The organism is Brevundimonas sp. SH203 (assembly GCF_002157625.1).
Lineage (GTDB): Bacteria > Pseudomonadota > Alphaproteobacteria > Caulobacterales > Caulobacteraceae > Brevundimonas.
Genome location: NZ_BDMM01000004.1, coordinates 110,882 through 135,802, shown reverse-complemented (window position 1 = coordinate 135,802; position 24,921 = coordinate 110,882). Strand labels below are relative to the sequence as shown.

Genomic DNA, 24,921 nt, shown 5'->3' with positions numbered 1-24,921 from the left:
TCCGTTACGGCCGGGCGCCGTTTGTGCAGGGCAACATATAACGCCGCGCCCTGCAAAAGGATTATGGGATCGTCCTTATCCCCGCGCCATGGCGTCCTCGATGATCTTCGTCGTCTTTTCCGGCCCCATCCCATAGGCGACGGCGGTGCGGAACCGGCCGTCCGGCCCCATCAGATAGACGGTCAGGGAGTGGTTCATCGTATAGGTCTCGCCCTCGCCGACCTTCTGATAGAAGGCGCGATAGGCTTTTGCCGCCGTCGCCACCTGGTCCGGCGTGCCGGTCAGGCCGATGGTCCCCTTGGGAAAGCCGTCCGACGACAGATAGTCCTTCAGCGCCTGGGGCGTGTCGCGTTGGGGGTCGATGCTGACGAAGACGATCTGCAGGTCGTTCGCCTTGTCGCCCAGCCGCTGCTGCACGGCCGCCAGTTCGGCCAGGGTCGTGGGGCAGAACTCGGGGCAATAGGTGAAGCCGAAGAAGACCAGGCTCCATTTGCCGTTCAGCATCGTCTGGTCGACCGTCCGGCCGTCCTGGTTCACCAGCTGGAAGTCGCCGCCGATCAGCGGCTGGCCGGTCGAGGTCGTCTCCGCGCCGTTCGAGGGGGCGCCGCGTCCGCCGACCACCACCATGGTGATGATGGCCAGCGCCGTCGCCACGGCGATGCAGGCGCCGGCGAACAGCAGGACGGAACGACGCGGCATGACGACCTCTCACGAAATGGCTCCAGCCGGTCTATAGAAGCCGCGTGACCTCGACAGAAGCCCGCATCGCGCCGCATGACGCGCCATCGTTCCAGGCCCTGCCGTCCGATCCGCTGGACGGCTGGCGCGACGTCCCGCGCCGGGGCCGGGGATTTTCGCTCAGGACGCTGATCGTGCTGCGCTGGCTGACCATCCTGGGCCAGAGCGCGGCGATCCTGACGGCGCATCAGGGTCTGCACTTCCCCCTGCCGCTGTGGCCCTGTCTGATCGTGATCGCCGTCAGCGCGGCGGTGAACGTCGGCGCCATGGCGCGGGTGCGGCGGCTGGAGGCCAGCCTGCCCGACGGCAAGCAGACCGCCATCCACCTGGGTTTCGACATCTTCCAGCTGGGCGTCCTGCTGGCCCTGACCGGGGGGCTGGAGAACCCTTTCTGCCTGTTGCTGGTCGCGCCCGTGACCATCGCGGCGGCGGCCCTGCCTGCGCGTCAGGCCCTGATGCTGGGCGTGCTGGCCCTGGTGGCGGTGGGCCTGCTGTTCTTCTGGTCCGAGCCGCTGCCGTGGCGCCCCTACGAGGATTTTCACCTGCCACTTCTTTATCGGCTGGGCATGGCCATGGCCCTGGTGACGGGGGTGGTCTTCACCGCCGGCTACGCCTGGCGGGTGGCGGCGGACGCCGAAAAGCTGGAGCTGGCCCTGGCCACGACCCAGGACGTGCTGCAGCGCGAACAGCGTCTGGCGGCGCTGGGCGGACTGGCGGCGGCGGCGGCGCACGAACTGGGCACGCCCCTGGCGACCATTCAGGTCGTGGCCAAGGAGTTGCAGCGCGCCTCGGCCCCCGACAGCGACGCGGCCGAGGACGCGGCCCTGATCCTGCAACAGGCCGAACGCTGCCGGGGCATTCTGACCCAGCTGTCGCAACAGCCCGAGGGCGACGACGCCCTCTACGCCGACGTCTCCCTGAAGGCCCTGCTGGAAGAGGTGGTGGAGCCGCACCGGGGCTTCGACCTCGCCTTCGACGTTCTGGTCAGGACCCCGCCCGGCCAGCCCGCCCCGCGCGTGCGTCGCCTGCCCGAGGTGATCCACGGCCTGTCCACCCTGGTCGAGAACGCCGCCGACTTCGCCGCCGCCACCGTGCGGGTCCAGGCGGTGGTGGACGCCGGCTGGATCGAGATCGACATTCTGGACGACGGGCCGGGCTTCTCCAGCGACATCCTGCCCCGTCTGGGCGAGCCCTATGTGACCAGCCGGCCCCAGGGCAAGGCGCGTCAGGCTTTGGCCGCCCAGATCGCCGCCGCGACCCGCCCGTCCCGGCGGCGCGCGCCCGCCGCCGTCGACGCCCCCATCGCGCCCAGCCAGGGCGGCATGGGTCTGGGCTTCTTCATCGCCCGCACCCTGCTCGAACGCACCGGCGGATCGGTCAGCGTGGGGCAGGGCCTGCCCCAGCCAGGCGTCGCATCCGACGCCAGGATCGCGCCGCGCGGCGCCCGCGTCGCCGTGCGCTGGGCCCGTCCCGCGCTGGAGGTCGCGGCCTGAATCCGCTGGGTCGAAGCGTCGCAGGCGGAACCTTGGCCTTGACCCGCGCGCTACCGCTTCCGACTTGAAGGGGCAGGAGAAACCAAGATCATGTCCGAACTCGAAACCCGTATCGCCGCCCTGCCCGACAAGTCCCTGCTGCTGCTGGACGACGATCAGGCCCTGCGCACCCGCATGGGACGCGCGCTGGAGGCGCGCGGCTTTCAGGTGACGACGGCCGAATCGGTCGCCGAAGCGACCCTGACCCTGCGCGACAAGGCCCCGGCCTTCGCCGTGCTGGACATGCGGCTTGAGGACGGCAACGGTCTGAAGGTCGTCGAGGCGGTGCGCGAAAAGCGTCAGGACGCCCGCATCGTCATGCTGACCGGCTATGGCGCCATCGCCACGGCCGTCGCGGCGGTCAAGGCCGGCGCCGTCGACTATCTGTCCAAGCCCGCCGACGCCGACGACGTGGTCAAGGCCCTGCTCGCCACCGGCGAGGCCCCCGAGCCGCCCGAAAACCCCATGAGCGCCGACCGCGTCCGCTGGGAGCATATCCAGCGCGTCTATGAGCTGTGCGACCACAATGTCTCGGAAACCGCCCGCCGCCTGGGCATGCACCGCCGCACCCTGCAACGCATCCTCGCCAAGCGCGCGCCGCGCTGATCCCCCCCCCTCATCCGTCACCCTCGGGCTTGTCCCGAGGGCCCACGGCAGGTTCGGACACGGTCGTTGGAGATTGCGTTCAGGTTTCGGGCCATATCCATGCAGCCGTCTTGCTCAACCGTGGGCCCTCGGGACAAGCCCGAGGGTGACGGGGTTTGAGATCAGAACGAGCTCTTCCGCTGAACTTACGCTCTAATCCTCGTCGTCGTCCTCGACCACGTCGGGGATTTCGGGGGTGACGACGGTGGGGGCCAGGGTGCGGATCTCGCCCAGCTTGGCGCCGGGGAAGGCCAGCAGCACGGCCTGGACGAAGGGATTGGCCTCGACCTCGGCGCGTTCGGCGATCCGGGCCTTTTTCTGCAGTTCGATGACCGTCTCGGCCCCGCCCTGTCCGTTGGCGGCGATCAGCCAGGTGCGGCCGGTCCATTCGCGCAGCCGGGCGGCCAGTTTGCGGGCCAGTTCGACCGGCGCGCCCTGAACACTCTCATAGACGATGGCGCCGGGCTTGAACGAGACCGGCTTCACGAACCGCTCCACGTCCATCTGCAATCCGACCTCGCGCTTTTCGCCGATCAGGGCCACGACCTGTTCGAAGCTTTGCGGATCGGGCAGGGCGGGGGCCATCACCGGCCGCGCGGCCAGTTGGGCCGAGGTTCCGCCTCCCCCGCCGCCGCCCCCTCGCGGCGCCGAGCCGCCGCCGATGGGTTCGCCGGATTGCAGCCGTTTCAACGCCTCCTCCGGTCCCGGCAGGTCGGCGGCGTAGGCCAGGCGCACGATGGCCATTTCGACCGCATCGGCCGGATTGGGCGCGCGCCGCACCTCGTCCAGCGCCTTCAACAACATCTGCCACGTCCGCGACAGGGTCGCCGCCGGGATCGCCGCGCCCAGGGCCGCCAGCTTCTGCGCCTGATCGTTGGGCAGGCGCGTCGCGTTCGGCCCCAGCATCTTGGCCACCGAGGCGGCGTGGCAATGCTCCAGCAAGTCGTTCGTCACCTGCACCGGATCGGCGCCGAAGCCGTACAGGGTGCGGAAGTTTTCCAGGGCCTCGGGCGTGCGGCCCGCCATGATCGATTCGAACAGGGCGATGGTCTGGGTCCGGTCGGCCAGACCCAGCATGTCGCGCACCGTCTCGGTCTTGACCATCTGGCCGCGCTCGGCCTGGACCAGCGCCTGGTCCAGCAGCGACAGGCCGTCGCGCACCGACCCCTCGGCGGCGCGTGAGATCAGGGCTAGGGCGTCGGCCTCGATCTTCATGCCCTCGCGGTCGGCGATCCGCCCCAGATGCTCGACCAGGATTTCCGGCTCGACCCGGCGCAGGTCGAACCGCTGGCACCGGCTCAGGATCGTGACCGGCACCTTGCGGATCTCGGTGGTGGCGAAGATGAATTTGGCGTGGGGCGGCGGCTCCTCCAGCGTCTTCAGCAGGGCGTTGAACGCCTGCGTCGACAGCATATGGACCTCGTCCAGCACATAGACCTTGTAGCGCGCCTCGACCGGCGCATAGCGGACGCTTTCCAGGATGTCGCGGATGTCGTTGACGCCGGTGTGCGACGCCGCGTCCATCTCCATCACGTCCATATGCTGGCCGGCCATGATGGCCGCGTCGTGCCGACCGTGGGCGGTCAGGGCCAGCGACGGCTTGTCGATGCTGTCGGTCTCGTTGTTCAGGGCGCGGGCCAGCAGACGCGCGGTCGTGGTCTTGCCGACCCCCCGCACGCCCGTCAGCATGAAGGCGTGGGCGATCCGCCCGGTGGCGAAGGCGTTGGTCAGCGTTCTGACCATCGCCTCCTGCCCGATCAGATCCTCGAAGGTGCGCGGACGGTATTTGCGCGCCAGCACCTGATAGGCGGCCCCGTCGTCGGCGGGGGCCTCCGTTTCGGCCGGAGCCGAACTGGGAACGACAGGGACGACAGCCGGCGCAGCGGCCGCCTCGGGCGCCGCAGCAGGCGCGCCGAACATGTCGTCGGTGTTCTCGTCGCGTTCGACGACGTCGTCCTCTTCCCAAGGCGGGCCGTCGAGATTCGGGTCGTTGTCCGTCATGCGAGACGTCTTACAGCGGCAAAAGGACGGGGCGAAGCAGCCGTCTGTTAAAAAGATGACTTCCCGGCCTTGTCGGTTACGTTGAACCTAAACGGGAAGCTCCCTCAGTTTTATATGCGCATAGCCCCGCATCGACAGATCGCGCATGATCGTTTCGACCTCTCGATAGCGAGCGGACTCATCGGCTCGAACATAGATCGGCTGCTCGACGTCAACGCCGAACGCATAAAGTGTTCGGCCTATCTCGGCCTTCGAAGCGAGAACCCGTCGCTCGCCGGACCCGGTGGAGACTTCCACCGTTCCATCGGCATTCAAACCAATCTCCGCCGGGTTTCGGTAGGAAATGCCGAAACTGCACATCATCCCGGGAGGCATGCGGATTTCAGTCAGCTGATGGCGCGGCTCTGGGGGCGCCGATCCACAGGCGCACAAGGGCAACGTCGCAATGAGCCACAGCCACTTCATATACCGACAGTCTCATAATCGGCGACGCTCGACAACGAGCATCGGGACGCGCTCAAACAGCGCGCGACCGCGTCGTGAGCGTTAGCGCCAGAAAGAAGGAGAGGGTGGAGACCGCGACCCGAAGGGGAATTCGTTGTGGCTGCTGCCTTCCGGCCCTGACCAGATTGGCGAAGCCTTCGCCCGCGATCTCCGATTGGGGATATGACGGGTGCGGCGGTGGGAATCAAGGGCTACAAGGACGCATGGCTCATCAGAACATCTTCGCCGGCAATCCGCTCGACCGGGCCGGGGACCTGCGCAACGATCCCGACTGGCTGGCCGAACAGGCGGCCAAACCCTACGCCCAGGCCCTGGTGCTGTGGGAGGGGCGGCCGCTGATCGAGGAGACGGCGCAGGGGCCGCGTCTGGTCTGGCTGTCGATGACCCATGCGCGGACCCTGGTGCGCGACCGCGAGGCCTTCCTAGGCCTGTGGAAGGACGAGCCGGTCTTCGCCATCGAGTTCGAAGGCTCCATCGACCCGGCGGACGGGCCGGTCGGGGGGCTGGGCGTCTTTCACGACATGCGCGCGGCGGCGGCCCTGTTGCCGGCGTCGGACGCGGCCATGGCGGGCGGGGCCAAGAGCCTGTTCGACTGGCGGCGCAGGCACGGCTTCTGCGCCAACTGCGGCGCCCTGTGCGAGACGGCCTCGGGCGGGTGGAAGCGGCGCTGCCCCGCCTGCGGGACCGAGCATTTTCCCCGCGTCGATCCCGTCACCATCATGCTGCCGATCTACAAGGGCGGGGCCGAGCCGATCTGCCTTCTGGGGCGTCAGGCGGCCTGGGCGCCGGGCCGGATGTCGGCCCTGGCCGGGTTTCTGGAGCCGGGCGAATCCATCGAGGAGGCCTGCGCCCGCGAGGTGAAGGAGGAGGCGGGGCTGACGGTCGTCGACACGACCTATCATTCCAGCCAGCCCTGGCCCTTCCCGTCCCAGTTGATGATCGGGCTTTTGGCCGAGGTGTCCGACGATCAGGCGGCGCCCGACCAGACCGAGCTGGAATCGGTCGCCTGGCTGACCCGCGCCGAGGCCAGGGCCGTGCTGGACGGCGACCACCCGACCATCAGCGCCCCGCCCCCCTTCGCCATCGCCCATAGCCTGATCCGGGCCTGGGTCGAGGAGGCGTGAACAGACTCTCCCTCCCCGCAGGGGGAGGGGGAAAGATCGGCTTCATCCTATTTCCGAAACGGAACGCGACTGATTCCAGCGACTTGCGGCCCGGCATCGACCGTCTGCCATACAGGGCTTCGGCCTGGGTTATGATCCTCGCCGGGTCTTTGACATCGTCGTGCGGCCGGGGCGGAAAGCCGGAAATTGCACCTGTGCAATTTCGCCGAAAAATTAATCGAACAAAATCAGCGTCGTCCGCGCGAATTGCACTCATTGCACCATGTTTTCCGAGGTGCAATCCTTTGGGTCAGGCCAGCGCCCGCGCCGCCTCCAGGTCCGCCGGATTGTCGACCGACAGGGGGGCTTCGTCGATGACGGCGGCCCAGATCTGCATCCCCATCTCCAGCGCCCGCAGCTGTTCCAGCTTTTCGCGCCTTTCCAGAGGCGACTGCGGCGCGGCGCAAAAGCGGTTCAGGGCCTCGCGGCGATAGCCATAGACGCCGATATGACGCCACACCGGCGCATCGCCATAAAGGGTCGAGCGGGTGAAATAGAGGGCGCGGCCCTGACGTTCGCCTTCCCCCAGGGCCAGCACCGCCTTGACCACATCGGGATTGGCGCGGTCGGAAATGTCGGCCTCGGCGGCGACCAGGGTGGCGATGTCGCAGCTTGGCTCGCCATGCAGGATGGCCGCGCAGGCCGTGGCTAGGCCGGGGCTGGCGAAGGGCATGTCGCCCTGGACGTTGATCACGGCGTCGAAATCGCCCTCTGGGTCGATGGCGTCGACGGCGGCGCGGATGCGGTCCGATCCGCTGGGCAGGGCCGGATCGGTCAGGATGGCCCGCCCGCCCTTGGCCTCGATCGCCTCGACGATCTCGGGATCGCCGGCGGCGACCACGACCGGGAGGCCAGAGGCCTCGGCCTGGCGATAGGCGCGCACGATCATCGGCACGCCGCCGATCAGGGCCAGGGGCTTGTTCGGCAGACGGGTCGCCGCCATGCGAGCGGGTATCATTATCAAAGGATTCATCGGCTTCCCTGACGCCTTACATGTCCGGCGGCCGCCCGGCCGGTTGCGAAGGCCGCGCTAGCGTGCCAGACACGCCAAGGCAAGACTATGACCAGGCGGCTCAACGGCCTGGAAGCGGCAGAGGGGAGCGACGGGGCGCATGAGCGGCGATCTGAAGTGGAACAAGATTTTCGGCGCGGCCTTGGGGACGGCGTTCGTCATCCTGGTGGTGCAGCAGGCCTCGGGCCTCGTCTATCATTCCGCGCCACCGGAGAAGATGGGCTATTTCGTCGACGCGCCGGACGAGGCGGCGGGCGGCGAAGCGCCTGAACTGGCCCCGGACTGGGGCACGGTCCTGCCGACCGCCGACCTCGCCGCCGGCGAGGCCGCTTTCGCGCGCTGCCAGGCCTGTCACGACGCGCACCAAGGGGGCGCCGACAAGATCGGCCCGAATCTGTGGGGCGTGCTGGGCGGCCCGGTCGAGCATCGCGCGGGCTTCGCCTATTCCGACGCCATGACCAAGCACAAGGCCGAGGCGCCGACCTGGGGCTATGACCAGATCAACAGCTTCATCACCGCCCCGGCCAAATATGTGCCGGGCACCAAGATGTCTTTCGCCGGCATCCGCGACACCCAGACGCGCATCAATCTGATCGCCTGGCTGCGGACCCAGGGCTCCAGCGGCTTCGCCATTCCCGCCCCCGATCCCGCGCGTCAGCCGGGCGCTGCCGCTCCCGCCGCCGGCGCCGAAGCCCCCGTGGCCGAAGGCGCCGCGGCGACCGAGGCGACGGCCAAGACCCCCGCCGAGGGCGCGCCCGCCGCGACCCAGGCTGCGCCGGCCGCTCCGCCCGCCGCGACCAGCCCGGCGCCCGCCAACCACTGATCGCCCCGGCGACCTCAGAACGACAAAAGGGCGGCCCCGACGGGCCGCCCTTCTTCGTTGTCGGCGAGAAACCGTCGCTTCAGACGATCCGCGCCGCCTCCTCGAACGACAGGCGCGGCGCGCGCGGGAACAGGTTCTCGTCCGAGCCATAGCCCAGGTTCAGGATGTAGTTCGGCTCGACGTTGCTGTCGGCGAAGAACTCGGCCTTCACCCCCGCCGCGTCGAAGCCGGACATCGGCCCGACGTCCAGCCCCAGGGCGCGGGCGGCGATGGTCAGATAGCCGCCCTGCAGCGCGGCGTTGCGGAAGGCGGTTTCGCGACGCCCGGCCTCGTCCGCGAACCAGGCGCTGGCCCCCGGCGCATGGGGAAACAGGGTGTCCAGGCGTTCGTGGAAATCCAGGTCGTGACCCAGGATCAGCGTCACCGGCGCCTGGGCCGTCTTCTCGCGATTGCCCTCGCTCATCAGCGGGACCAGACGCGCCTTGGCCTCGGGCGAGGTAACGAAGACGAAGCGGGCGGGCGAGCCGTTGACCGCCGTGGGCCCGAACTTGGTCAGCTCGTACAGCCGATGCAGCAGCTCCGGCGCCACGGGCCGGTCGGTCCAGCCGTTGCGCGTCCGCGCCTCGGTGAACAGCTGCGACAGGGCGGCGTCCGACAGCGGGGCGTCGCGGTGGGTGAGGGCGTCATAGGCCATGAGACTGACTTTCGGATTACAATAGCAACGTATGCAGGTGCTAATTAGTGCGCCGCGCCACGGCTGCAAGCGCCAATGCGGCGCCACTGCGTTTCCGATTCTGCGATCCGACGCCGAAACCTCTGTCGCACGGGGCGTCTTCGCCCTATCTAGGAGCCATGAAAGATCTGACCCAACTGATGCAGCAGGCCCAGGCGATGCAGCAAAAGCTGCAGGACGCCCAGACTAAAATGGCCGAAACCACCGCCGACGGCTCTTCGGGCGGCGGCTTGGTGTCCGTGTCCCTGAAAGGGCCGGGCGAGATTACGGCCATCAGGATCGACGACAGCCTGCTGACGCCGGGCGAAGGCGAGATCCTGGCCGATCTGATCGTCGCCGCCCATGCGGACGCCAAGCGCAAGCTGGACGAACAGAACAACGCCCTGATGCGCGAGGCCGCAGGGCCCATGGCCGGGATGAACATTCCCGGAATGCCGAAACTGTTCTGATGGCCGCCTCCGCCGGGCCGGAGATCGAACGGCTCATCTCACTTCTCGCCAAACTGCCGGGTCTGGGTCCGCGCTCGGCCCGGCGCGCGGCCCTGGCCCTGTTGAAGCGGCGCGAGCAGCTGCTGGTCCCGCTGGCGGCGTCCCTGGCCGAGACGGCGGAAAAGGTCGTGTCCTGCTCCGTCTGCGGCGCGCCGGACACCCGCGACCCCTGCGCCATCTGTTCGGATGGGTCGCGCGACAACGGCCTGATCTGCGTGGTCGAGGAGGCCGGCGCCCTGTGGGCGATGGAACGCTCCGGCGCCTTTCGCGGCAAATACCATGTGCTGGGCGGCCTGTTGTCCGCGCTGGACGGGGTGGGGCCTGAGCATCTGCGGATCACCGAACTGGTCGGACGAGTAAGAGGCGGCGGCGTGCGCGAGGTCGTGCTGGCCCTGCCGGCCACCGTCGACGGCCAGACCACCGCCCACTATGTCGCCGAGCGCATCGCCGGGGCGGAGGTCGAGGTTACGTCCCTGGCGCGGGGCGTGCCGGTCGGGGGCGAGCTGGACTGGCTGGACGACGGCACCATCGTCCAGGCGCTGAAGGCCCGCCGTCCGACCTGACCGGGATCAGTTGGACGGCTGGGTCGGGGCGTTGACGTTGGGCGCTTCGCCGGTGGGCACGGGCTGGGCGCGGCCTTCGGCGTCGGTCGGGGCGTCGGCGGCGGGCGGCGTCCGGCTGTCGCCGTCGAAGGCGCGCGTATCGGCCGCCTGTTCGCCAGTCGTCGGGTTCTGCGACTGGAAGGCGCCGTTCGACACGAACCAGAAGCCCAGCAGCAGCAACGCCGCCGCCAGGGTGGACACCACCAGCAGCACCAGGATGCGCGGGCTCTTCTTGCCGGCTCGGACATATTCGGCGTCGACCGGCCGACCCTGATGCACGGCGTCGGCGGCCTTGTCGTGACGGTCGGGTTCTTGCGGGTTCATCGTGGTCCTCCTCCGATTTCAGCCAACCAACGTGACGCGAAGGGCTGCGTTCCTGAACGCGACGTCCGGCCGCCCGCGCCCCGACGCCGGGAAAGGGTGGACGCTTCTCATGGCCGGAGATTCCCGCTAGGAACGGAGCATGAACATGATCGCCGTCGTCCTCTCCCTTCTCGCCGCCGCCCTCGGGGCCGGCTTCCTGTGGGCCTTCATGGGCTGGCAGAGGACGCGCGGCGAACTGGCGGCGGCCCAGGCGCGGGTCGAGGCGGTCGAGGACAGCCGCGTCACCATGGCCGAACTGCTCAAGGCCCAGGCCGCCCAGTCGGCCCAGGTCGTCGCCGACCAGATGGTCAGCCGCGCCACCGAGACCTTCCGCGCCCAGGACCTGCTGGCGCGCGAACGGATGGCCGCCCAGCTGAAGCCGGTGTCCGACACCCTGACCAAGTTTCAGGAACACGTCGCCGCGCTGGAGAAGACCCGGTCGGAAGAGACGGGGGGCCTGCGCGAACAGCTGGCGGCCCTGATGGCGGCGTCCTCGGCCACGCGCGACGAGGCGCGCAAACTGACCGAGGCCCTGCGCGGCAACACCGGTCGGCGCGGCCGCTGGGGCGAACAGACCTGCCGCAACGTGCTGGAGGCCGCCGGCATGGCGGGCCGGTTCGACTTCACCGAACAGACCTCCAGCGCCGACGACGAGGGGCGTCAGAACCGGCCCGACTTCATCGTGCGCCTGCCCGGCGGCGGCATGTTCGTCATCGACGCCAAGGTGCCGCTGGCCTTCGAGGACGACGACGGCGACGAGGAGGCCCGCGCCCGCTCCGTCGGCCTGCGCACCGCCGCCAGCCTGAAGACCCATGTGCGCCAGCTGTCATCCAAGGCCTATCAGGACCAGTTCAAGCCCAGCCCGGACTTCGTCGTCCTGTTCGTGCCGGGCGACAGCTTCCTGGCCGTGGCGCTGGACCATGCGCCGGACCTCCTGTCCGACGCGATGGAATCGCGCGTCGTCATCGCCACCCCCTCGACCCTGTTCGCCCTGTGCAAGGCCGTGGCCTATGGCTGGCGGGCCGAGGAGCAGGCCGCCAACGCCGACAAGGTCGCCGCCCTGGGCCGCGAACTCTACAAGCGGCTGTCCGTCATGGGCGGCCACGCCTCCGCCGTCGGTCGGGCGCTGGATCAGGCGGTCGGCAAATATAATCAGTTCGTCGGTTCGCTGGAGAGCCAGGTCATGGTCTCGGCCAAACGGTTCGAGGACCTGCAGGTCGATCACGAGGGCAAGACCCTGCCCGATCTGGCGCCGGTGGAAACCGCCCCGCGCATCCTGAGCCGTCCCGAACTGATCGCCGCGCAACCCAACGACTGACGCCTTCTCGTTCTGGAAAGGGTGTTTGACATCGTGAAGGGCTGATGTAAAAGAGGCTTGTCTAAGCATTCGGCGAACGGCGAGGCCCGTCATGAAATCCGTCAAACCTCTCGGCGCAGTCGGCGTCATCGGCATCGTCGTCGTGCTGTTCGTCCTGGGGGTGGTCGCCGGGATCGGCGCGGCCATCCTGTCGGATCGACCCGGCGTCGGCGGTCTGATCGGATCGGGCGCCTTCCTGATCGCCGTCATGGCCGCGGTTCTCGTCGTCACGATCTGGTGGTGGCGTCGTCTCGACGAGGCCGCCCGCGAGGCGCACAAATGGGCGTGGTACTGGGGCGGCAGCGCCGGAATGGCCGTGGGGCTCGCCCTCGTATTGACCGTGACAACCCGCAACGTCGATCTCGGCCGGTTCATGAGCGCCGACGCCAACGCCGGCGACCTGATCGTCGGCGGAATGATGAGCATCCTGCTGTTCCAGCTGGCCGACTACGCCCTGGCCTGGGGCTGGTGGTGGCTGGCGCGGATGCGGGGCTGAGCCATGAACAACCGTCTCAAGGTCCTGCGCGCCGAACGCGACTGGAGCCAGGCGCAGCTGGCCGAACAGCTGGGCGTGTCGCGCCAGACCGTGAATGCGCTGGAAACCGGCCGCTACGATCCCTCCCTGCCTCTGGCCTTCAAGATCGCCCGCGTCTTCGGCCAGCCCATCGAATCCATCTTTTGCGAATAGCCCGGCCGGCACGCCGCGCCGATCGCCGCCTCCCGTTCTAACAAGGACCCGACATGACCTTGGTTCGCCTGCTCAAGACCTCGGTCTTCACTGTCGCTCGGGGCGCCGTCGGCGTCGCCGGCGGTCTGGCCCTGTTCGCCGCCGTCGCGGGTTCGCCCGTTCAGGCCCATGCCGAGGCCCTGACGCAGGCCCAACCCGCCCCGACCGCCGCCGCCCCGGCGCCGATCCAGGGTCAGGGACCGGCGCTGTGGGTGGTCAAGGATGCGGATTCGACCCTGTATTTGTTCGGCTCGGTCCATGTGCTGCGTCCGACGACCGGCTGGGCCAGTCCGCGCGTCCAGGCCGCCTTCGACAGCGCCTCGGACATCTGGTTCGAGATCAGCAACCCCGACGATCAGGCCGCCCTGATGCCCCTGATCCAGCAGCGGGGCCTGTCGCTGGACACGCCGCTGTCCAGCCGCCTGACGCCCGAAGAAAATACGCAGCTGGACGCCGCCGCCCAGTCGATGGGCGCCTCCGCCGCCCAGCTTCAGCCGATGCGGCCCTGGCTGGCGGCGCTCAGCCTGTCGGTCGCGCCCCTGGTCAAGGCCGGCTACGATCCCAAGTCCGGCGTCGAACTGGTGCTGAAGGCGCGGGCCGAGGCGGCGGGCAAGCCGATCCACGGCTTCGAGACGATCGACAAACAGATAGGCATTCTGGCTGACCTGCCCGACGACGTGCAGCTGGCCTTCCTGCGCGAGACGCTGAAGGACTACGAGAACGCCGCGACCAAGCTGGACGAAATGGTCTCGGCCTGGGCCAGCGGCGACGTGGACGCCATCGACCGGGTCATGGTTGAAGAGATGAAGGACGCCTCTCCGGCCCTCTATCAGGCGCTGCTGGTGAACCGGAACGCCGACTGGGCGAACCAGATCCAGACCCTGCTTCAAGGCTCGGGCACGGCCTTCATCGCCGTGGGCGCCGGACATCTGGCGGGCGCCGACAGCGTCCAGGCCCAGCTGAAGGCGCGCGGCGTGGACGTCCAGGCCGTCCAATAGGCGCGCATCGCGCTTGAGCCGACGCCGACCAAGGGCTAAGGGGTCGGGCGAGGGCCGTGTCCACGCCGCCTTCGACCGACCCGATGCGGGCATGATGTAGTGGTAGCCTGGCAGCTTCCCAAGCTGCTCGTGCGGGTTCGATTCCCGCTGCCCGCTCCAGTCGGTCTCTCTTCCACGCCGGTCGTCGGTCGGGGGGTGGATTGTTTCTCCCGGCGATCCTTGATAGGCTTGGGCGTGGTAAATTCTTTCGCCTCGCTCCTGACGGCCTCGCCCTGCGTGCTTTCGCGCGCGGGTCTGCGACTTATCGGCTGCCGCCGGGACTGACGGCTGCCCGGCGGCGGAACACGCTGTCGTAAACCCCTTCAAGATCGCAAGACGTTCAGGAGACGCACGGTGCTGCGCGACCCCTCCATCAAATATCGCCCCTTTCCGGTCGTGGACCTGCCGGATCGCCAGTGGCCCGGCCGGACCATCGACAAGGCGCCGCGCTGGCTGTCGACCGACATGCGCGACGGCAACCAGGCCCTGATCGACCCGATGAACGCCGAGAAGAAGCAGCGCTTCTTCGACCTGTTGGTGAAGATCGGGATCAAGGAGATCGAGGTCGGCTTCCCCTCGGCCGGGGCGACCGAGTTCGACTTCATCAGCGGCCTGATCCGCTCGGGCGCCGTGCCGGACGATGTGACGGTGCAGGTGCTGACCCAGGCGCGGGCCGATCTGATCGCCCGTTCGTTCGAGAGCCTGGAGGGCGCGCGGACCGCCGTGGTCCATATGTACAACGCCGTCTCGCCAGCCTGGCGCCAGATCGTCTTCGGCATGGATCGCCCGCAGGTGAAGGCCATCGCGGTCGAGGGCATGAGCCGGATGCGCGAGCAGGCGGAACGCCGTCCCGACACCGACTGGCGCTTCGAATACAGCCCCGAGACCTTCTCCACCGCCGAGCTGGATTTCAGCCTGGAGGTCTGCGAGGCGGTGATGGACGTGATCGCGCCCACGCCTGAAAAGCCGCTGATCATCAACCTGCCGGCCACGGTCGAGGCGGCGACGCCGAACGTCTATGCCGACCAGGTGGAATGGTTCTGCCGCCACATCTCGCGGCGCGACAGCGTGATCATCTCGGTCCATCCGCACAACGACCGGGGGACGGGCGTGGCGGCGGCGGAACTGTCTGTCATGGCCGGCGCCGACCGGGTCGAGGGCTGTCTGTTCGGCAATGGCGAGCGCACCGGCAATGTCGATCTGGTGACGCTGGCGCTGAATCTGTACACCCAGGGGGTCGATCCGGGGCTGGACTTCTCGGACATGGACGGGGTGATCCAGACGGTCGAACACTGCAACGCCCTGCCGGTCCATCCGCGCCATCCCTACGCCGGGGAACTGGTCTTCACCGCCTTCTCGGGCAGCCACCAGGATGCGATCAAGAAGGGCTTCGCCGCCCAGGCCCAGCGCAACGACCAGATCTGGAACGTGCCCTATCTGCCCATCGACCCGGCCGATCTGGGCCGGTCCTACGAGGCGGTGATCCGCGTCAACTCCCAGTCGGGCAAGGGCGGCTTCGCCTGGGTGCTGGAGCAGGACAAGGGGCTGAAACTGCCCAAGCGGATGCAGGCCGACTTCAGCCAGCACGTCCAGGCCTATGCCGACGAGGTGGGGCGCGAACTGACCGCCGCCGACATCTGGGACGTGTTCCGTTCGGTCTATGCGCCGGAAGGCGGCAATGGGCCGTTCGCCCTGATCGACTATGAAGAGGGCCGCTCGGCCCCCGGCAAGGAGCGCCGCTTCACCGGCCGTATCCGCCTGAACGGCGAGGAACGCCGGATTTCAGGGCGAGGCAACGGCTTCCTGTCCAGCGTGCTGGACGCTCTACGTGAAGATTGCGGTCTGGCGCTGGACATCGCGGACTACCACGAACACGCCATCGGCCAGGGCGGCGACGCCCAGGCGGCGGCCTATGTCGAGTGCCGAACGGCGGACGGCCGCGCCATCTTCGGCGTGGCGACGGACCCGGACGTGGCCACCGCCTCCCTGAAGGCCCTGCTGGGCGCCGCCAACCGCGCCGGCGCAGCGATCAAGGCTAAGACGCCGAGCCTGGCGGACGGCTAGGTGGTTCCGACCTGCGGCTCGTCCTTCAGGCGGGCCGCATCTTCGCGGGCGTAACGCTGGGCGATGATGGTGCAGGCGAACAGCTGGATCTGGTGGAACAGCATGATCGGCAGCACGATCAGCGGCACGGAGGCGCTGGCGAACAGGATGCTGGCCATCGGAACCCCGGCGGCCAGCCCCTTCTTCGATCCGCAGAACAGGATGACGATCCGGTCGCCGCGGTCGAACTTCAGCGCGCGGCCGATGGTCAGGGTCAGGCCCAGCACGATGGCCAGCAGCACGACGTTCAAGGCCAGCACCTTGGCCAGATCGCCCGGCGACACCTGCGACCAGACGCCCGCGACCATGCCCTCGCTGAAGGCGGCGTAAACGATCAGCAGAATCGAGCCGCGATCGACCAGACTGGTCAGCCTGGCGTGTCTCGTCAGCCAGCCCACCAGCAGCGGACGAAACAGCTGACCCACGGCGAAGGGGGCTAGAATCTGCAGGCCGATGTCCAGGATGGACTGCAGGCGGACGCCCCCGCCCGCCCCGCCGATCAGCCATGCGACCAGCAGGGGGGTGATGATGACGCCCAGCAGGTTCGACAGGCTGGCGCTGGTCAGGGCGCCCGCCACATTGCCCTTGGCGATGGAAGTGAAGGCGATGGATGACTGCACCGTGGACGGCAGGAGGCACAGATAGAGCATGCCCGTCAGCAGGTCGGGCTGCAGCGATCCACGCATCAGAAAGACGATGCCCAGACCCAACACGGGAAACAGCAGGAATGTGCTGAGGAAGACCGCGCCCTGAAGCCGCCAGTGCATCAGGCCCGCGCCGATGGCGGCCGGCGACATCCGCGCGCCGTACAGGAAGAACAGCAGGGCGATGGCGACCTTGACCACCCCGTCCAGCACCACCGCCGCCTGCCCTGCTGCAGGCGCCAACGCCGCCAGAACCACCATGCCGATCAGGGCCAAGAGATAGCCGTCGATCGGCAGGCGGGACAGGAAGCGGGGCATGGCGAACTCGGGATGGGGCGGGCGCTGTGGTGATAGGCCGCCCAGGCCCGGGGGTGAAGCCCGGGCCTTTACTCAAGCCTGCGTCAGGCCCCGGCGCGGTTCCTGACCAGATCGTCCACCACCGACGGATCGGCCAGGGTCGAGGTGTCGCCCAGCGATCCGATCTCGTTTTCGGCTATCTTGCGCAGGATGCGGCGCATGATCTTGCCGGAGCGGGTCTTGGGCAGGCCCGGCGCCCACTGGATCACGTCGGGCGCGGCGATGGGGCCGATTTCCTGACGCACATGGGCGACCAGGGCCTTCCTCAGCTCCTCGGTCGGTTCGACTCCCTTGTTCAGGGTGACATAGGCGTAGATGCCCTGACCCTTGATGTCGTGGGGGAAGCCGACCACCGCCGCCTCGGCGACCACATCGTGCAGCACTAGGGCGCTCTCGATCTCGGCGGTGCCCATCCGGTGGCCCGAGACGTTGATGACGTCGTCCACCCGGCCGGTGATCCAGTAGTAGCCGTCCTCGTCCCGGCGGCAGCCGTCGCCGGTGAAATACCGACCCGGATAGGTGGAGAAATAGGTGTCGAAGAACCGCTGGTCGTCGCCATAGACGGTGCGCATCTGGCCCGGCCAGCTGTCGGTGATGCACAGATTGCCCGATACGGCGCCGGTCAGTTCCTGACCCTCGGCGTCCACGATCTGCAGTTCGACGCCGGGCAGGGGCAGGGTCGCTGAGCCGGGCTTCAGGTCCGTGGTGCCGGGCAGAGGCGTGATCAGATGGCCGCCCGTCTCGGTCTGCCACCAGGTGTCCACGATGGGGCAACGGCCGTCGCCGACGACCTCGTGATACCAGCGCCAGGCCTCCGGGTTGATCGGCTCGCCCACCGTGCCCAGCAGGCGCAGCGAGGCGCGAGAGGCGGCCTTCACCGGCCCGTCGCCCTCGCGCATCAGGGCGCGCAAGGCGGTGGGGGCGGTGTAGAAGATCTCGACCTTGTGCTTGTCCACCACCTGCCAGAACCGGCCGGCGTCGGGATAGTTGGGCACCCCTTCGAACATCAGGGTCGTCGCCGCGTTCGCCAGCGGCCCATAGACCAGATAGGAGTGGCCCGTGACCCAGCCCACGTCGGCGGTACACCAGAAGACCTCGCCGGGGCGATAGTCGAAGACGATCTCGTGCGTCCAGGCGGCCCAGAACAGATAGCCGCCCGTGGTGTGCAGCACCCCCTTGGGCTTTCCGGTCGAGCCGGAGGTGTAGAGGATGAACAGCGGGTCTTCGGCGTTCATCGGTTCGGGCGGACAGTCCGCGTCGGCCTTGGCCGCCTCCAGCCCGTAGTCGAAGTCGCGGCCCTCGGTCATCGGCACGTCGCGGTCGGTGCGGCGCACGACCAGAACCGTGTCGACCTTCACCTTCTTCAGCGCCTCGTCGACATTGGCCTTCAGCGGCACGTGCTTGCCGCCGCGCAGCCCCTCGTCGGCGGTGATGACCAGGTTGGAGCCGCAGTCCTCGATCCGGCCGCACAGGCTGTCGGGCGAAAAGCCGCCGAACACCACCGAATGAATGGCCCCGATCCGCGCGCAGGCCAGCATGGCGTAGGCGGCCTCGGGGATCATCGGCAGATACAGGGTGATCCGGTCGCCCTTCTTGGCCCCATGCGCCTTCAGCACATTGGCCATGCGGCACACCTCGGCGTGCAGTTCGCCATAGGTGATGCGGCGGCTGTCGGCGGGATCGTCGCCTTCCCAGATGATGGCCGTCTCGTCCTTGCGGTGCGGCAGGTGGCGGTCGATGCACTCGACCGAGACGTTCAGCACCCCGTCCTCGAACCAGCGGATGCGGAAATCCTCCTTCCTGAAGGAGACGTCCTTGATCTTCGTCGGGGGGGTGATCCAGTCCAGCCGCCTGGCCTGTTCGGCCCAGAAGGCGTCGGGGGTCTCGCGGGCGGCGACCCGCGCGGCCTCATAGGTCTGCCGGTTCACATGGGCCTTGTCGGCCCAGTCCGCAGGGACGGGATAGAGGTCTTGGTCAGGCACGCGGGGCGTCTCCGGCAGGGGATCAGAATCCATATTTGGCGAACAGGATCAGACGAGTCATGTCGCCGCTGGCGCCGGTCTCGATCTCGCGATCCGCAAACATCAGCTCGGCGCCCACATCAAACGCCCTAACCGGCGAGCAGATCAAGTTGGGCTGGAGGACGGCGGCGTCCGCGATGAGGGTGTTGCGGGTCATATCGATCTCCTCCGCGCCCATCTTCGCAGGCGTCCTTGAGGAAAGCTTTCCGCCGATGCGGTCGCCAGACCATTGGCCATTGGTCTAGTTTAGACCAAAGTCTAACAGCGCCATGGGGGCGACGACGCGGCCGGTCAGACGCCGCGCAGGGAAGGACGCCTGATGGATCGCATCGTCGTCGCCGACGACCATCCGCTGTTTCGCGCCGCCCTGCGCTCGGCGGTCGACAAGGCTGCGCCGGGCGCCGAGGTGATCGAATGCGCCAGTCTGGCCGAGGCGCGGGCGGCGCTGCAAGCCGGTCCCGTCGACCTGCTGCTGCTGGACCTGAAGCTGTCGGACAGCGAGGGGATGGCGGGGCTGGCGGCGTTGCGGGCCGAACATCCAGCCGTGCCCGTCGCGGTGGTCTCCGCCAGCGAGGACGCCCCCGTGGTGCGAAACGCCCTGGGGCTGGGCGCCGCCGGCTTCATTCCCAAGTCCGCCGCCCTGCCGCAGATGGTCGAGGCCATCGCCGCCATCCTGGCCGGCGACGGCTGGGCGCCCGAGCTGCCCGAGGTCGCCGATGACGGTCTGGCCGAACGGGTGGCCAGCCTGACCCCCTCGCAGCTTCGCATTCTGGAGGGCCTGAAGGCCGGGCGGCTGAACAAGCAGATCGCCTTCGACCTGGGCGTGTCCGAGGCCACCATCAAGGCGCACCTGACCAGCGTGTTCCGCAAGCTGGGCGTCCAGAACCGCACCCAGGCGGTCATCCTGGCCAAGCAGATGGACCCCGGCTGATCAGCTGGACAGAAAGGCCTTCAGCGCCGCCGGCTTGATCGGCTTGGGCAACAGGACCGCGCCCGCCGCCGTCGCCTGTTCGTTCAGGCCGTCGCGGGTGTTGGCGGTGACGAGGGCGATGCGTCGCACACCTTGCGCCCGCAAGCCGTCGATCACGGCGAACCCCTCGGGCCCGTCGCCGAGGTGAAGATCGACCACGGCGGCGTCGAACGGCCCTTGCGCCGCTTCGGCCGCCTCCACGCCGGCGGCCAGCGTCGGCCGCGCGCCCCAGCGGGTCAGAAGGGCGTCCAGCGCCTCCAGGATCACCGGCTCGTTGTCCACGCACAACACCCTCAGCCCCGCCAGCGGCAGGCGCACGTCGCGCGGCGGCGCGATCTCGGGGGCCGCGTCGGGCGCGCAGCGGCGCAGGTCGATGCGGAAGGTCGCGCCGGCCCCCAAGGCGGACCTCAACGACAGCGGATGGTCCAGCAGATGCGACAGCCGCTTGACGATGGCCAGGCCCAGGCCCGCGCCCGGTTCGTCCACCGCCGCGCCCGGCAGGCGAACGAACTCGTCGAAGACGGTGTCCTGCTGCGCCTCGGGAATGCCGCGCCCGGTGTCGCAGACGAACAGCCGCACCGTGTCGCCGGCCCGCCGCGCCCCGACCAGAACCCGCCCCCGGTCGGTGTAGCGGATGGCGTTGGCGATCAGGTTCTGCAGCATGGAGCGCAGCAGGTCGCGATCCGACGTGACCCACAGCCGCGTCGGCGTCAGGGTCAGGCGCAGGCCCTTGGCCTCGGCCACCGGCGCGAACTCGCGCCGCAGATCGTCGAACAGACCGCCCAGCGATACCCGCGTCACATTGGTCCGCACCCCGCCGGCCTCCAGCTTGGACAGGTTCAACAGGGCGGTCAGCAGGCGGTGGGCGCTGTCGATGGCGCGGTCGGCGTTGGCGGCCAGGGTGCTGCTGGCCGTCTCCTGCACCGCCGGCTCCTCCTTCAGGGCCGCGATGAACAGGCGGGCGGCGTGCAGGGGTTGCAGCAGGTCGTGGCTGGCGGCGGCCAGGAACCGGGTCTTGGAGGCGGTGGCGTCCTCGGCGATCCGGCGGGCCTCGTCCAGCCGGGCGGTGCGGTCGGCGACGCGCGCCTCCAGCCGCTCGTTGGCCTCTTCCAACTGACGCGCGGCGTGGCGCAGGGCGGTGATGTCGGTATAGCTGGTGGCGTAGCCCCCGCCGGGGATCGGCGCCCCGGACGAGCGCAGCACACGGCCGTCGGGCTGCTGGCGTTCATGGTCGTGGGGGATGCGGCGGCTCAGCGCCTCCAGCCGCCGTTCGACCCAGGCCTCGATGTCGTTCGGGCTCTCGCCCCGCTCGGCGTTCAGGCGATAGATGGTGGCGATGGGCAGGCCGACGTGGACGAAGCCGACGGGCAGGTCGAACATGGCCACATAGCGCCGGTTCCAGGCGGTGACGCGCAAATCCTCGTCCACCACGATCACGCCCTGGTCGATGTTGTCGAGCGTGGTCTGCAACAGGTCGCGGTTGAACTGGACCGCCTGGGACGCCTCGTCCAGCATCCGCACCACGTCCTCGGGCGCCCGGCCCACCCCGGCCAGGGCGGCGGCGATGACGCGGCGGGCCGAGGCCGCGCCGATGGCCCCCGCCAGCATCCGCTCGGCCGCGCGGGCCAGGGCGGCGTCGGCCGGATCGGCGTCGCGCAGACGCACGGCGGTCTCTCGCCCCCAGGCTGAAAAGGCGCGCTCGGCCCGCTCGTCGCCGATGAAGCGGGCGACCAGGGCGCGCAGGTCGCCGACCGAGGCGCCGGACGGGGCGGGGCGGTTCTCGCTCCAGTCCGGGCCGATCCTGTCCACGAAGGCGCGGGCCTGGACCCGGTCGATCAGGCGCGGCCGGGCGAGGCGCGACACCCCGACATAGACCGCCAGATTCAGCGCCAGACTGAGGAAGACCCCCAGCGCCAGCGGGTCCTTGATCCCCATCATGACATGGATTTGCCAGGGGGCGCCGGGCGTCAGCTGGGGCAGGGCCAGAAGGATCAGCCAGACCAGAACCCCGACCCCCAGACCCGCCAGCGCCCCCTTCGCATGACCGCCGCGCCACAGGACCGCGCCGAACAGGGCGGGGGCCAGCTGGGCCATGGCGGCGAACGACACCAACCCCATGGCCGCCAGACCGCGCGACTGGTCCGTGGCCTGATAATAAAGCCAGGCGAGCAGCAGCACCGCGACGATGGCGCCGCGCCGCACCTGCAGGATCACCCCCGCCATGTCCGAGGCGTCGCCGCGCATCCGCCAGCGGTCGCGCGCCAGGAAGGGCAGGATCAAACTGTTGGACACCATGGCCGACAGGGCCACGGCCTCCACGATCACCATGGCGGTCGCGGCCGAGAAGCCGCCGACGAAGACGACGGCGGTCAACAGGGTCTGACCCCGCTCGAACGGCAGGGCCAGCACCAGCAGGTCCGGATTGACCGTCGGCGCGAACAGGGCGCCCGCCGCCACCAGCGGCAGCACCGCCAGACTGGTCATCATCAGATACAGCGGAAAGATCCATCGCGCCCGCCGGACGTCGGACGGCTGGGCGCCCTCCACGAAGGCGACGTGGAACTGACGCGGCAGGCAGAAGATCGCCAGGGTCGACAACAGGGTGATGGCGGTGAAGCGGGGCGTGATGTCGGGCGGCGCGGCCAGGCCCCCCAGCGCCTCGACGATCCGGGGCGGCGACCCCTGGTTCGCCAGCATGACCAGGGCGAAGACGGCGACGAACAGCAGGGCGCCCAGCTTCACCATCGATTCCAGGCCGATGGCCTGGATCAGGCCGCGATTGTGTTCGGTCAGGTCGGGCCGGCGGGCGCCGAACAGGACCGCGAAGAAGGCCAGAACCCCGGCCAGCACCAGAACCGTCAGCCGCTCGGACCCCGCCACGGGCGTCCCCGCCGTCAGCAGCTCGCCCGCCATCGACAGCGACTTCAGCTGCAGCGCGATATAGGGCAGGGCCCCCAGTATGGCGACCAGGGTGACGGCGGCGCCCAGCCCCTGGCTCTTGCCGTATCGCGAGGCCACGAAGTCGGCCACGGAGCCGACGTTCTCGCGCCGGGCGGCGGCGGCGATGCGGCGCCACAGCGGGAACAGCAGCGTCACGCCGATGATGGGGCCGATATAGATGGGCATATACTCCCACCCGTCGCGCGCCGCCGTGCCGACTGCGCCGTAATAGGTCCAGGAGGTGCAGTATATGGCCAGCGACAGGGCATAGACCGACGCGCCCAGCCCCTTGCCCCTGGCGCGGGTCGCCGGCCGTTCCTGATACCAGGCGACGGCGAACAGGATCGCCATATAGGCCGCGACGAGGCCGAGGATCAGCAGGCTGAACATTTGGGCATCTGAACCGGGCGGGTGGGATTGCTCAAGAGAAAGGGCGGACTGCCTCTCGACAGCCCGCCCCCTCATCCGCGCCTGAAAGCAGGATCAGGCGTTGAGATCGACGTCCTTGCCTTCCTTGACCAAGAGGAAGCCCAGCACGACCGTCGCCAGCGCCACGACGATCGGATACCACAGGCCGTAGTAGATGTTGCCGGTGGCGGCCACCATGGCGAAGGCGGTGGTCGGCAAGAAGCCGCCGAACCAGCCGTTGCCGATATGGTAGGGCAGGGACATGGAGGTGTAGCGGATGTTGGTCGGGAACATCTCGACCAGCGCCGCCGCGATCGGCCCATAGACCATGGTCACATAGAAGCCGAGGACGAACAGGATCAGCACCACCATCGGCTTGTCGACCAGGGCGCTGTCGGCCTTGGCCGGATAGCCGGCGGCGGTCAGGGCCTCGCCCAGGCCCTTGTCCCAGGTCTTCTTCCGGGCGGTGAAGTCGGCCGGGGCCATGGAGTCGCCGCGGAAGCTGTCGACCACGGTGCGGTCGCCGATGCGGACCTGGGCCACCGTGCCGGCCGGGGCCGCGACATTCGTATAGGTCACGCCCGCCTTGGCCAGATAGGATTTGGCCACGTCGCAGGAGTGGTTGAACACCGTCTTGCCGACCGGGTCGAACTGCAGGTGGCAGTCGGCGGGATCGGCGTAGATCACGACCGGCGCCGAGGCGGCGGCTTCGGCCAGGCGCGGGTTGGCGGCCTGGGTCAGGGCGTTGAACAGCGGCATATAAGTCAGGGCCGCCAGCAGGCATCCGGCCAGGATGATCGGCTTTCTGCCCACCTTGTCCGACAGCCAGCCCCAGAAGATGAAGAAGGGCGAGGCCGCCAGAAGGGCGATGGCCAGCAGCACATAGACCAGGGTGGCGTCGACCCGCAGCACACGCTCCAGGAAGAACAGGGCGTAGAACTGGCCCGTGTACCAGATGACGGCCTGACCGGCGGTCAGACCCACCAGGGCGATCAGCACCAGCTTCAGATTGGGCCACTTCAGGAAGCTGTCCTTCAGCGGGGTCTTGGAGCCCTTGCCCTCGGCCTTCATCTTCTTGAACGACGGGCTTTCGGCCAGCTTCAGCCGAATCCACAGCGACACGCCCAGCAGCAGGATCGAGACCAGGAAGGGAATGCGCCAGCCCCATTCGGCGAAGGCTTCCTCGCCCACGGCGAAGCGCACGCTCAGGATCACGGCCAGGCTCAGGATCAGGCCGGCGGTGGCGGTGATCTGGATGAAGGAGGTGTAGAAGCCACGTTTGCCCTTGGGCGCGTGTTCGGCGACATAGGTGGCGGCGCCGCCGTATTCGCCGCCCAGCGCCAGGCCCTGGATCAGGCGCATCAGCACCAGGATGATCGGCGCGGCGATGCCGATGACCGCATAGGGCGGCAACAGGCCGACGACGAAGGTCGACAGGCCCATCAGCAGCATGGTCACGAGGAAGGTGTTCTTGCGCCCCCACAGGTCGCCCAGCCGTCCGAAGACGATGGCGCCGAAGGGCCGCACCGCGAAACCGGCGGCGAAGGCCATCAGGGCGAAGATGTAGCCGGTCGTCTCATTGACGCCCGAGAAGAACTGGACGGTGATGATCGCCGCCAGCGAGCCGTAAAGATAGAAGTCGTACCATTCGATCACGGTGCCGACCGAGGAGGCCAGGATCACCAGCTTGTCGCTGCGATCGACGGTATGCTCCCCCTCGCCGGACGCCATGGATGCGTCGCTCGCCATTGTC

At 68.7% G+C, this 24,921-nt stretch carries 23 protein-coding genes, 1 tRNA gene and 1 other RNA gene; 13 read left to right on the top strand and 12 right to left on the bottom strand.

The features are described from left to right. Nucleotides 1–75: 75 nt before the first annotated feature. Nucleotides 76–699, bottom strand: a complete 624-nt coding sequence (locus tag SH203_RS10085; protein WP_087120804.1) for an SCO family protein — start codon at nt 697–699, stop codon at nt 76–78. Nucleotides 700–743: 44 nt separating this feature from the next. Here SH203_RS10085 and SH203_RS10080 point away from each other — a divergent pair, with 44 nt between their 5' ends. Both SH203_RS10080 and SH203_RS10075 read left to right on the top strand, forming a co-directional pair. Continuing rightward, on the top strand, nt 744–2,231 hold the full coding sequence (locus tag SH203_RS10080) for an ActS/PrrB/RegB family redox-sensitive histidine kinase (RefSeq protein WP_234989462.1): 1,488 nt from the start codon (nt 744–746) through the stop codon (nt 2,229–2,231). 90 nt (nt 2,232–2,321) lie between these two features. Then, nucleotides 2,322–2,876: an ActR/PrrA/RegA family redox response regulator transcription factor gene (locus tag SH203_RS10075; protein ID WP_087120803.1), complete on the top strand. Its 555-nt coding sequence runs from the start codon at nt 2,322–2,324 to the stop codon at nt 2,874–2,876. Between the two features lie 192 nt (nt 2,877–3,068). Here SH203_RS10075 and SH203_RS10070 read toward each other — a convergent pair whose 3' ends face one another. From SH203_RS10070 to ffs, 3 genes are all read right to left on the bottom strand, one after another. Further along, nucleotides 3,069–4,916, bottom strand: a complete 1,848-nt coding sequence (locus SH203_RS10070; protein ID WP_087120802.1) for a DNA polymerase III subunit gamma/tau — start codon at nt 4,914–4,916, stop codon at nt 3,069–3,071. An 87-nt stretch (nt 4,917–5,003) separates the two neighbouring features. After that, nucleotides 5,004–5,381, bottom strand: a complete 378-nt coding sequence (locus SH203_RS10065) for a hypothetical protein (protein ID WP_143275718.1) — start codon at nt 5,379–5,381, stop codon at nt 5,004–5,006. Nucleotides 5,382–5,481: 100 nt separating this feature from the next. After that, nucleotides 5,482–5,575, bottom strand: an RNA gene (gene ffs / locus SH203_RS10060) — signal recognition particle sRNA small type. Between the two features lie 48 nt (nt 5,576–5,623). On the opposite strand from ffs, the gene nudC reads away from it, so the two are divergent. Then, nucleotides 5,624–6,544 (top strand): NAD(+) diphosphatase, encoded by a 921-nt coding sequence (gene nudC, locus SH203_RS10055; protein WP_087120800.1) that lies wholly within the window; start codon nt 5,624–5,626, stop codon nt 6,542–6,544. Between the two features lie 289 nt (nt 6,545–6,833). Here the strand turns inward: nudC and SH203_RS10050 are convergent, their stop codons facing one another. After that, entirely contained in the window at nt 6,834–7,556 is a 723-nt protein-coding gene (locus SH203_RS10050; RefSeq protein WP_200808896.1) for a 3-deoxy-manno-octulosonate cytidylyltransferase, read from the bottom strand. A gap of 139 nt (nt 7,557–7,695) precedes the next feature. Between SH203_RS10050 and SH203_RS15910 the strand changes: the two genes are divergently transcribed. Continuing rightward, nucleotides 7,696–8,418: a cytochrome c family protein gene (locus SH203_RS15910; protein ID WP_087120798.1), complete on the top strand. Its 723-nt coding sequence runs from the start codon at nt 7,696–7,698 to the stop codon at nt 8,416–8,418. 79 nt (nt 8,419–8,497) lie between these two features. On the opposite strand, the gene SH203_RS10040 is transcribed toward SH203_RS15910, so the two are convergent. Then, nucleotides 8,498–9,112: a malonic semialdehyde reductase gene (locus tag SH203_RS10040; protein WP_087120797.1), complete on the bottom strand. Its 615-nt coding sequence runs from the start codon at nt 9,110–9,112 to the stop codon at nt 8,498–8,500. Nucleotides 9,113–9,270: 158 nt separating this feature from the next. Here SH203_RS10040 and SH203_RS10035 point away from each other — a divergent pair, with 158 nt between their 5' ends. Beyond that, nucleotides 9,271–9,600, top strand: a complete 330-nt coding sequence (locus SH203_RS10035; RefSeq protein ID WP_087120796.1) for a YbaB/EbfC family nucleoid-associated protein — start codon at nt 9,271–9,273, stop codon at nt 9,598–9,600. Next, a complete protein-coding gene (recR, locus tag SH203_RS10030; RefSeq protein WP_087120795.1) occupies nt 9,600–10,202 on the top strand; it encodes a recombination mediator RecR in 603 nt (200 codons plus the stop codon). The genes SH203_RS10035 and recR overlap by 1 nt, the downstream gene beginning before the upstream one ends. A gap of 6 nt (nt 10,203–10,208) precedes the next feature. Here the strand turns inward: recR and SH203_RS10025 are convergent, their stop codons facing one another. Beyond that, nucleotides 10,209–10,565, bottom strand: a complete 357-nt coding sequence (locus SH203_RS10025) for a hypothetical protein (protein ID WP_087120794.1) — start codon at nt 10,563–10,565, stop codon at nt 10,209–10,211. Nucleotides 10,566–10,704: 139 nt separating this feature from the next. Between SH203_RS10025 and SH203_RS10020 the strand changes: the two genes are divergently transcribed. From SH203_RS10020 to leuA, 6 genes are all read left to right on the top strand, one after another. Continuing rightward, entirely contained in the window at nt 10,705–11,922 is a 1,218-nt protein-coding gene (locus tag SH203_RS10020; RefSeq protein WP_087120793.1) for a DNA recombination protein RmuC, read from the top strand. 91 nt (nt 11,923–12,013) lie between these two features. Next, the gene (locus SH203_RS10015) at nt 12,014–12,457 is read left to right on the top strand and encodes a hypothetical protein (RefSeq protein WP_234989461.1); all 444 of its coding nucleotides are present in this window, start codon (nt 12,014–12,016) and stop codon (nt 12,455–12,457) included. 3 nt (nt 12,458–12,460) lie between these two features. Then, nucleotides 12,461–12,649: a helix-turn-helix transcriptional regulator gene (locus SH203_RS10010; protein WP_087120792.1), complete on the top strand. Its 189-nt coding sequence runs from the start codon at nt 12,461–12,463 to the stop codon at nt 12,647–12,649. A gap of 53 nt (nt 12,650–12,702) precedes the next feature. After that, nucleotides 12,703–13,686: a TraB/GumN family protein gene (locus SH203_RS10005; RefSeq protein ID WP_087120791.1), complete on the top strand. Its 984-nt coding sequence runs from the start codon at nt 12,703–12,705 to the stop codon at nt 13,684–13,686. 85 nt (nt 13,687–13,771) lie between these two features. Then, a tRNA-Gly gene (locus tag SH203_RS10000) sits at nt 13,772–13,845 on the top strand. Between the two features lie 234 nt (nt 13,846–14,079). After that, entirely contained in the window at nt 14,080–15,789 is a 1,710-nt protein-coding gene (gene leuA / locus SH203_RS09995) for a 2-isopropylmalate synthase (RefSeq protein ID WP_087120790.1), read from the top strand. Here the strand turns inward: leuA and SH203_RS09990 are convergent. The 3 genes from SH203_RS09990 to SH203_RS09980 all read right to left on the bottom strand — a co-directional run bounded on the left by SH203_RS09990 (nt 15,786) and on the right by SH203_RS09980 (nt 19,007). Next, a complete protein-coding gene (locus SH203_RS09990; protein WP_087120789.1) occupies nt 15,786–16,790 on the bottom strand; it encodes a bile acid:sodium symporter family protein in 1,005 nt (334 codons plus the stop codon). The two genes, leuA and SH203_RS09990, sit on opposite strands and share 4 nt — an antisense overlap. 83 nt (nt 16,791–16,873) lie before the next feature. Continuing rightward, on the bottom strand, nt 16,874–18,844 hold the full coding sequence (acs, locus tag SH203_RS09985) for an acetate--CoA ligase (RefSeq protein WP_087120788.1): 1,971 nt from the start codon (nt 18,842–18,844) through the stop codon (nt 16,874–16,876). Next, nucleotides 18,834–19,007, bottom strand: a complete 174-nt coding sequence (locus SH203_RS09980; RefSeq protein WP_200808916.1) for a hypothetical protein — start codon at nt 19,005–19,007, stop codon at nt 18,834–18,836. Before SH203_RS09980 ends, acs begins: the two co-directional genes overlap by 11 nt. A 162-nt stretch (nt 19,008–19,169) precedes the next feature. Here SH203_RS09980 and SH203_RS09975 point away from each other — a divergent pair, with 162 nt between their 5' ends. Further along, complete coding sequence (locus tag SH203_RS09975) at nt 19,170–19,781, top strand: response regulator transcription factor (RefSeq protein WP_087120786.1); 612 nt, start codon at nt 19,170–19,172, stop codon at nt 19,779–19,781. Here the strand turns inward: SH203_RS09975 and SH203_RS09970 are convergent, their stop codons facing one another. Both SH203_RS09970 and SH203_RS09965 read right to left on the bottom strand, forming a co-directional pair. Continuing rightward, complete coding sequence (locus SH203_RS09970) at nt 19,782–23,150, bottom strand: hybrid sensor histidine kinase/response regulator (RefSeq protein WP_087120785.1); 3,369 nt, start codon at nt 23,148–23,150, stop codon at nt 19,782–19,784. Between the two features lie 93 nt (nt 23,151–23,243). Continuing rightward, complete coding sequence (locus SH203_RS09965; RefSeq protein WP_087120784.1) at nt 23,244–24,917, bottom strand: MFS transporter; 1,674 nt, start codon at nt 24,915–24,917, stop codon at nt 23,244–23,246. Between the last annotated feature and the right edge of the window lie 4 nt (nt 24,918–24,921).

Excerpts from the sequence above, each read along its gene's own strand:
- SH203_RS10070 (WP_087120802.1), bottom strand. The coding sequence starts at position 4,916 with ATGACGGACAACGACCCGAATCTCGACGGCCCGCCTTGGGAAGAGGAC.
- SH203_RS09975 (WP_087120786.1), top strand. The coding sequence starts at position 19,170 with ATGGATCGCATCGTCGTCGCCGACGACCATCCGCTGTTTCGCGCCGCC.
- SH203_RS09980 (WP_200808916.1), bottom strand. The coding sequence starts at position 19,007 with ATGACCCGCAACACCCTCATCGCGGACGCCGCCGTCCTCCAGCCCAAC.
- SH203_RS10040 (WP_087120797.1), bottom strand. The coding sequence starts at position 9,112 with ATGGCCTATGACGCCCTCACCCACCGCGACGCCCCGCTGTCGGACGCC.
- SH203_RS10085 (WP_087120804.1), bottom strand. The coding sequence starts at position 699 with ATGCCGCGTCGTTCCGTCCTGCTGTTCGCCGGCGCCTGCATCGCCGTG.
- nudC (WP_087120800.1), top strand. The coding sequence starts at position 5,624 with ATGGCTCATCAGAACATCTTCGCCGGCAATCCGCTCGACCGGGCCGGG.
- SH203_RS10005 (WP_087120791.1), top strand. The coding sequence starts at position 12,703 with ATGACCTTGGTTCGCCTGCTCAAGACCTCGGTCTTCACTGTCGCTCGG.
- SH203_RS09965 (WP_087120784.1), bottom strand. The coding sequence starts at position 24,917 with ATGGCGAGCGACGCATCCATGGCGTCCGGCGAGGGGGAGCATACCGTC.
- SH203_RS09970 (WP_087120785.1), bottom strand. The coding sequence starts at position 23,150 with ATGTTCAGCCTGCTGATCCTCGGCCTCGTCGCGGCCTATATGGCGATC.
- SH203_RS10015 (WP_234989461.1), top strand. The coding sequence starts at position 12,014 with ATGAAATCCGTCAAACCTCTCGGCGCAGTCGGCGTCATCGGCATCGTC.
- SH203_RS10075 (WP_087120803.1), top strand. The coding sequence starts at position 2,322 with ATGTCCGAACTCGAAACCCGTATCGCCGCCCTGCCCGACAAGTCCCTG.
- SH203_RS10010 (WP_087120792.1), top strand. The coding sequence starts at position 12,461 with ATGAACAACCGTCTCAAGGTCCTGCGCGCCGAACGCGACTGGAGCCAG.
- SH203_RS10050 (WP_200808896.1), bottom strand. The coding sequence starts at position 7,556 with ATGAATCCTTTGATAATGATACCCGCTCGCATGGCGGCGACCCGTCTG.
- SH203_RS10065 (WP_143275718.1), bottom strand. The coding sequence starts at position 5,381 with ATGAAGTGGCTGTGGCTCATTGCGACGTTGCCCTTGTGCGCCTGTGGA.
- SH203_RS10035 (WP_087120796.1), top strand. The coding sequence starts at position 9,271 with ATGAAAGATCTGACCCAACTGATGCAGCAGGCCCAGGCGATGCAGCAA.
- recR (WP_087120795.1), top strand. The coding sequence starts at position 9,600 with ATGGCCGCCTCCGCCGGGCCGGAGATCGAACGGCTCATCTCACTTCTC.
- SH203_RS09990 (WP_087120789.1), bottom strand. The coding sequence starts at position 16,790 with ATGCCCCGCTTCCTGTCCCGCCTGCCGATCGACGGCTATCTCTTGGCC.
- SH203_RS15910 (WP_087120798.1), top strand. The coding sequence starts at position 7,696 with ATGAGCGGCGATCTGAAGTGGAACAAGATTTTCGGCGCGGCCTTGGGG.
- SH203_RS10020 (WP_087120793.1), top strand. The coding sequence starts at position 10,705 with ATGAACATGATCGCCGTCGTCCTCTCCCTTCTCGCCGCCGCCCTCGGG.
- acs (WP_087120788.1), bottom strand. The coding sequence starts at position 18,844 with ATGGATTCTGATCCCCTGCCGGAGACGCCCCGCGTGCCTGACCAAGAC.
- SH203_RS10025 (WP_087120794.1), bottom strand. The coding sequence starts at position 10,565 with ATGAACCCGCAAGAACCCGACCGTCACGACAAGGCCGCCGACGCCGTG.